Below are 5,766 nucleotides of genomic sequence, written 5' to 3' on the forward strand. Positions count from 1 at the left end.
CTCGCGCGCTTGCTTTCAAACGGTTGACCTGTTCGAAAACATAAGGCGGCAAACGTTGAATTCTGTGAAAGTCCAGCACACTATTTCCAATCAAATCGCAGATACCTCCCGCGCCGATTATAGAAACCGACGCGGGAGGCTGGGAGGTCTCCTTCCGGAGAACATTCATTACTTCTTCGGCCGCCAAGCTAACGGATCTTCAGGACGTTCGAAGTAGTTTGCAGCGACGTCTGCAGGCCACCAGCCGTTGTTCTTCGGCTCGATCCAATCCGTGGAATTGGGATCGCAATCTTCCTTCAGCACTTCCTTCACGTCATCAATGGTGTAAGGAAGCGCAGGACGAAGAATCGACTGGATCTTTGGTCCCTGGCCTTCGAGCGTTCGCATCATGACGTCCCACACAAGGCGGGCATCAGACCGCGGCGGCCAGAAATGGAAGCTCTTGCTTATGAAATCAGGGTTCTTACGCCAGTAGCAGGCTGCCGAAGCCTCACCCCCGAGCACGATAGGCATCATGTCGCGGCCGGATTGCTGTACTGCGTTCACGACACCGTTTTCTGAAGCGGACTGAACGAGAATGCCATTAACCTCAGCAAGATTGGTGGCAAGAAACTTCTGAACCTCAACCTGGGCGACCTGGTCGGTCCATTTGCCAGCTATCGTGCCTACAATTTTGATACCGGGGAATTTATCGAACGCGTTCTTCGCGCCGATGTCGAAGCTGTCCGATGATGCGAAACCGGGGATGCCCGATACCATCAGGACGTTGCCTTTTTCACCGATTTCCTTGGCAAGCCATTCAGCAGCCTTGTAGCCACCGTCGGTGTTATTCTCTGTGGCATTGATTGCGTAGGGTGATGTGACATAGCCCGAGACTGAGAAGACTGGCACGCCTTTCGAATGAGCATACTCTATGGTCTTGTTAAGTGCGGTAATGTTCGAGCAGCAAATGACGATCGCATCAACACCGTCGTCAACCATCTGCCGCATCTGCTGGATTTGGACAGCGTCTTTGAGGTCAGACTGCGTGACGATTAGATCGGAGACTAGGCCTGCTTCCTTATATCTCGGAAGCAATACGTTGGTGAATTCGTCCAGGATGTTCGCGCGCCAGGTATTACCGGCATATGTGGATGCATAACCAATTTTCCACGGCGGTGGACGTTTTGGAACAAAATCTTTGTACACCGTCCCCCCGAGCGGAATGGCGGGATCGATATTCTCGTAAAGCGCCTTTTGGTCCGGCGGCAACGAATCGAGGCCGTCAGCCTTCGCCACGCCGTTCATGTGATAAAGGCTCGACAGCGTAAAAAGCGCTGCAACGATTTTCTTCAGCATTCAGGGCCTCCTCCCCTTGTGGTTCCGCTCAACCGCCGGCCCCTTTGGCCGCCAGCCGCGAAAATCCTGCCAGAATCTGGCAGAGTTCGTGTCGGGACGGCAATCGCCGTCCCGAGGACTGGTTCAGTTGCGCAGACCGGCTTGCTTGAGCAGCGGCATGACACGGTCGTTAAAGAAGGGAAGTTCCTCGTTGTAATCGACCATTGTCAGCAAGGCGCCGTTGACGCCTGTATTGCTGAGATCCACGAGCTTGTCGGCGACTTGTTCTGGATTGCCGACGATCGGGTATCCACCCCAGCCAGCGACGAAGCGTTCCTTGAATTTTTGATACATTTCGGCAGAATGGTTTTGAGATTGCACCTGCAGAACTTCACAGATGTTCTCGCATGCCTCCCAGTCACCCTTCTGGTTGACGTAGTAGTCGTAGTATTCCTTTGCTTCCTTCTCCGTTTCGCGAACGATAACGGGGCAAGCTGTGAATGTGCCAAGATCACGGTTATATTCAGTACGCGCCAGGTCCTTCACCTTTTTGACCCAGGCAGCGCCGGATTCCATGTCTTGCATGAAGCCGAAGTTGAAGTCGCAGAACTTGGCGGTGAAATGCAGTCCCTTGCCCGAGGCGCCGGCGCAGATCAGGAGCGGGCGACCCGCCTTGTTGTAGGGTTTGGGTTCACTGAAGGCGTCTTTGACTTTGAGGAACTCGCCTTCGAAGGTAACGCCATTGCGTTTCCAGAGCGTCTCGACGATATCCATCCATTCAGTGGCGTATTCATAGCGGGTGTCGTGCTCCATCATAGGAACTCCGAACATTTCCATTTCGGGAGTGAACCAGCCGGTAACGAGATTGAGGCCGTATCGACCCTTCGAGATGTGATCGATTGTTGTCGCCATCTTGGTTGCAACAATCGGGTTTAGCGTCGGAATGTGAGTCGTTGAGAAGAACTGGAGCTTCGTGGTGACCGCCGCGAGAGCGGCCGCCCAGGTGAACGTATCCATGTTCACGCCATTGAAGTTTGAAGGACCGCCAAAACCACGCCAGCGTGCAATCGGCACCATGCATTCCCAACCGGCTGCCTCAAGCTTCTTTGCAATCTCGACGTTGTGGTCGAAGGTAGGTTCGAACGTTGTCTCAGCGAGCGTAATCGCGCATGCATTCGAGCAATTCGTGCCAAATACGCCGAGCTTGAGCTTGTTATCATTGAACATTGGGTTTCCGGCAGCGCGGAAATCGTCTTGTGCGGTCACTGTAGTCCCTCCTCGGGCTGGCAACGGATGATGCTCAGCCCACTCAAATGCGTTGAATAACTAGATGCCCATCTCGTCGAAAACTTCCGCTGCCACGCGGAAGCTGTCGATGGCCGCAGGAACACCGCAGTAAATCGAAACCTGGAGGAAAACCTCCCGAATTTCCTCTTTGGTAAGACCGTTGTTGATTGCTCCGCGAACATGCAGTTTCAGCTCATGCGGACGATTGAGGGCCGAAATCATCCCGAGATTGAGGATGCTGCGCTGCTTGCGCTCCAGGCCCGGCCGATTCCAAATCGCGTCCCAGCAGTATTCTGTGACGAGGGTTTGCATCGGCCAATTGAAGTCGGTGGCTTTGCTGACCGACGCATCAACATAGCCCCCCCCCAAGACTTCGCGCCGGGTCTTTAGTCCGCGCTCAAAGCGCTCTGTGACTTCACGTCCATGAATTTCTCTTGCGGGTGCCATATTGCTCACGCTTTTCTCCTTGCCGCCCTTGGGCTTTCGATGAGTGATGTGATTGGTGGTTAAAGCCACCTACTATGCGGCCGATCCACTGATGGACGACGACCTGACGAGTTGACCGTTTTCGTAGAGAAGCGGCGCGATTGACTCGATGAACCGTGCTTCGAGCACTTCTCCGAGCACAACATCATGCGTTCCAACGTGAACGACATCTTTTAGCTTGCAGACAAACGCCGCCTGCGCATCGGACAGGACCGGCATGCCGTCGAGAGACAGCCACTCGCCGTAATGAAAGCGCTCTTCACCCTTCAATTGCCCACTGAACAGCGGCACAAGATCGGCATGTGAAAGATGCAGCATGTTCACGGCGAACTTCCCGGAGATCTTCAAAGGCTGATTCACCGAAGCCGATTGGTTGATGCAGACAAGAACAGTTGGTGGGTCCGCGGTAACCGACTGGACCGCGGTGGCGGCCATGCCATGACGGACCCCGTTGAGTTCGGTCGTGATCAAGCAGATGGTTGATGTGAACCGACGCATAGCTGCCTTAAAAGCCAACTGCGCCTCAGTGCTGGTATCGGCCATATTGTCCTCCCACGGCCAAATTCGATCGAGCCTAGATAAACAGATCAGCAGACAATCTGTCAACTGGATTTTCACAATTGACAGATTGTCTGCTAAAATGTCTTCTAAGGCACCCAAAAATGAGGAGATGGTCGATGGATTTGAATCAAAGAGTTTGTATCGTCACAGGGGGCGGCAGCGGCATTGGTCGTGCGACAGCCGAGCTTTTCGCAAAGAACGGCGCCTATGTGGTTGTTGCTGATGTCAATGAAGACGCCGCGGTTCGTGTGGCGAACGAGATCGGCTCGAAGGCTTTCGGTGTTCGCGTCGACGTCTCGTCCGCCAAGGACGCGGAAAGCATGGTTGAGAAGACGACCGCAAAGTGGGGCCGGGTCGACGTGCTCGTCAATAATGCCGGGTTCGGAACGACGGGGAATGTGGTGACCATTCCTGAAGAAACTTGGGACCGGATTATGTCCGTAAACGTCAAAGGGATCTTCCTTTGCTCAAAGTACGTCATTCCTGTTATGCGACGGAACGGCGGAGGTTCGATCATCAATACGACTTCCTACACCGCAACCTCAGCAATCGCGGACAGGACTGCCTACGTAGCATCGAAAGGAGCAATATCTTCGCTGACGCGCGCGATGGCCATGGATCATGCGAAAGAGGGAATTCGTGTCAACGCGGTCGCTCCAGGGACAATCGACTCTCCTTACTTCACGAAAATCTTCGCCGAAGCGAAGGACCCCGCGAAGCTTCGCAGCGATTTCAACGCCCGTGCCGTCATGGATCGGATGGGGACAGCTGAAGAGATTGCTGAAGCAATGCTTTTTCTTGCGTCCGATCGTTCGAGGTTCGCGACCGGTAGCATTCTGACGGTCGATGGCGGCTCCTCGATCGGAAACCACCTGGTCAAGTGAAGGAAAGGGCGGCACTCGTCATGCCCTTACATTTGAGGCAGGAACACCGGGTATAAGGCTCCAGCCTCGTTGATCATTGACGTGTTCCTAACCCGTCAATGACAGCACAGAGCTGTTGGCCTAGGCGCAGCTCTTGTCGGACTTGCGGCACGCTCCAGCAAATATGATAGAGAAGGAGAAGGACTGCCGGCGACAACTAGATCTAACAGCGGAAACTGGATCAAGGACATTTCGCAATTTTTGTCGAATAACCCCACGATGTCGGTCAGATGACGTCATGCGAGTGCCGACCTTCCGGAATAGCCGCATGCTGGTTCCGAATGCCCTCTATCGCAACGCTGTCGGCATAAGTTTAGTCCGGAATACAAGGTGATACGATCGTGTCCCGGGAGGTGGTGTAGGTCGCGGCTGATGGCCGTGCTTTCCCGACATGGGTCGGAAGGGGATATCAGCGTGCCACAGCGGGGCAGGCTGATTTGGGGCTCATCTCATTTGGGCCATGGTCTCAAGCGTCATATACTTGGCGCGTTGAACGGCCCATTCGTCATTCTGTTCGAGCAGCAGTGCGCCGACGAGACGGACGATGGCTTCGTCGTTCGGAAAGATGCCGACGACCTCGGTGCGTCGCTTGATTTCGCCGTTGAGACGCTCAATTGGATTCGTCGAGTGCAGCTTTGCCCGGTGCTCTTTGGGGAAGGTCATGTAGGCGAGCACGTCCTCTTCAGCGTCGTCCATGATGGTGGCAAGCTTCGGCACTTTCGGCCTGATTTGATCGGCGACACTGCGCCATTGTGCGGCTTGCTGCCTCCGGGGTCTCCTGGGCAAAGGCCGTCGCGATGAAGGCGGATACGACCCGCCTGCCGCTCTTTCCAGCATGCGCGAGCACGTTCCTCATGAAGTGAACCCGGCACCTTTGCCAAGTGGCATTGAGAACCTTGGAAACGGCAGCCTTGATGCCCTCATGTGCATCAGAGACAACCAACTTCACCCCGCGTAGACCGCGGCGCGTTAGCCTGCGCAGGAATTCCGTCCAGATCGGTTCGGCCTCCGAGGTGCCAACTTCCATACCCAGGACCTCGCGCCGACCGTCGTTATTGACGCCGACCGCGATAATGACGGCGACTGAGACGATGCGGCCGCCACGCCGGACCTTGAGATAGGTCGCATCCACCACAGGTCGTCGACAGAACGAGTCGAGATTCCCTGGATATACGCTTCCTGGATAACGGCA

At 55.0% G+C, this 5,766-nt stretch carries 5 protein-coding genes and 2 pseudogenes; 1 reads left to right on the forward strand and 6 read right to left on the reverse strand.

Annotation, left to right across the window (positions count from 1 at the left end; translation table 11 throughout):
• The 5 genes and pseudogenes from AF337_RS44490 to AF337_RS18055 all read right to left on the reverse strand — a co-directional run.
• Positions 1-169: pseudogene (locus tag AF337_RS44490) on the reverse strand (aminotransferase); the annotation flags it as partial.
• Positions 169-1,338 carry an ABC transporter substrate-binding protein gene (locus tag AF337_RS18040; RefSeq protein ID WP_004671529.1) on the reverse strand — a complete coding sequence of 390 codons (1,170 nt, stop codon included), beginning with the start codon at positions 1,336-1,338 and terminating at the stop codon, positions 169-171. The gene AF337_RS18040 and the pseudogene AF337_RS44490, both read right to left, overlap by 1 nt.
• 123 nt (positions 1,339-1,461) lie before the next feature.
• Positions 1,462-2,583 carry an LLM class flavin-dependent oxidoreductase gene (locus AF337_RS18045; protein WP_011053356.1) on the reverse strand — a complete coding sequence of 374 codons (1,122 nt, stop codon included), beginning with the start codon at positions 2,581-2,583 and terminating at the stop codon, positions 1,462-1,464.
• 60 nt (positions 2,584-2,643) lie between these two features.
• The gene (locus AF337_RS18050; protein WP_004671531.1) at positions 2,644-3,051 is read right to left on the reverse strand and encodes a carboxymuconolactone decarboxylase family protein; all 408 of its coding nucleotides are present in this window, start codon (positions 3,049-3,051) and stop codon (positions 2,644-2,646) included.
• 72 nt (positions 3,052-3,123) lie between these two features.
• Positions 3,124-3,633 (reverse strand): flavin reductase family protein, encoded by a 510-nt coding sequence (locus AF337_RS18055; protein ID WP_008534378.1) that lies wholly within the window; start codon positions 3,631-3,633, stop codon positions 3,124-3,126.
• Between the two features lie 134 nt (positions 3,634-3,767).
• Here AF337_RS18055 and AF337_RS18060 point away from each other — a divergent pair, with 134 nt between their 5' ends.
• Positions 3,768-4,535 carry an SDR family oxidoreductase gene (locus tag AF337_RS18060; RefSeq protein WP_004671535.1) on the forward strand — a complete coding sequence of 256 codons (768 nt, stop codon included), beginning with the start codon at positions 3,768-3,770 and terminating at the stop codon, positions 4,533-4,535.
• Between the two features lie 464 nt (positions 4,536-4,999).
• Here the strand turns inward: AF337_RS18060 and AF337_RS42355 are convergent.
• Positions 5,000-5,766, reverse strand: a pseudogene (locus tag AF337_RS42355) (IS256 family transposase); the annotation flags it as partial.

The organism is Rhizobium ecuadorense (assembly GCF_001187535.1).
Taxonomy (GTDB): domain Bacteria; phylum Pseudomonadota; class Alphaproteobacteria; order Rhizobiales; family Rhizobiaceae; genus Rhizobium; species Rhizobium ecuadorense.

Bases quoted from the DNA above. Each gene is read 5' to 3' on its own strand.
- AF337_RS18040 (WP_004671529.1), bottom strand. From the start codon at position 1,338: ATGCTGAAGAAAATCGTTGCAGCGCTTTTTACGCTGTCGAGCCTTTAT.
- AF337_RS18050 (WP_004671531.1), bottom strand. From the start codon at position 3,051: ATGGCACCCGCAAGAGAAATTCATGGACGTGAAGTCACAGAGCGCTTT.
- AF337_RS18055 (WP_008534378.1), bottom strand. From the start codon at position 3,633: ATGGCCGATACCAGCACTGAGGCGCAGTTGGCTTTTAAGGCAGCTATG.
- AF337_RS18060 (WP_004671535.1), top strand. From the start codon at position 3,768: ATGGATTTGAATCAAAGAGTTTGTATCGTCACAGGGGGCGGCAGCGGC.